The organism is Poinsettia branch-inducing phytoplasma str. JR1 (assembly GCF_000309465.1).
Classification (GTDB): Bacteria; Bacillota_I; Bacilli_A; order Acholeplasmatales; family Acholeplasmataceae; genus Phytoplasma; species Phytoplasma pruni.
The window spans coordinates 1-479 of sequence record NZ_AKIK01000179.1 but is presented as its reverse complement, the minus strand read 5'-3'; the positions used below and the strand labels follow the sequence as shown (position 1 = coordinate 479).

Annotated in this window: 1 protein-coding gene; it reads right to left on the bottom strand. The window is 30.1% G+C overall.

Features of this window, described 5'->3' with window-relative positions:
* Positions 1 to 479, bottom strand: a 479-nt coding sequence (locus tag ON17_RS03175) for a lambda-exonuclease family protein (RefSeq protein ID WP_017192064.1), incomplete at both ends; no start/stop codon positions are given.

The window sequence follows — 479 nt, the reverse complement described above, 5'->3', positions numbered from 1 at the left end:
TTTAAATTTACTTAATCGTTTTAAATAAGTTGTTTGTTGTAATTCTTGTTTGGCTTTTGATAAAAGTTCTAAATATTGTTTGCTATCTTGAATCATTTTGGAAATAAAGACTTTATTAGGATAAATCCGCACAACATGATAATCAGTATCATGAAAATAAACTAAGAAATAAGCAAATTTTGTTTGGGAACAATAAAGTTGACATTGAACTTGGGCCCAATAGTTAGAGGGGACTTCTTTGTTTGAAAAAAAGCCATTCCATGATATTGATATGTTGTTATTTTCATCACGATAAGGACATTTAATTTCTAAGAGAGTGTTGGTTTGTTGATTATAACCATCTAAGGAAGCGGAAAACATTTTTTCTTTGTCATCCGTAAAGATAGTATCAGGATAAGTTAATTTAGTTGTTTTTTCGAAGAAAGCGCGAGCTATAGGTTCGGTTTTATTGCCATGTTCAGTGTATTTGTTGCTTGTGA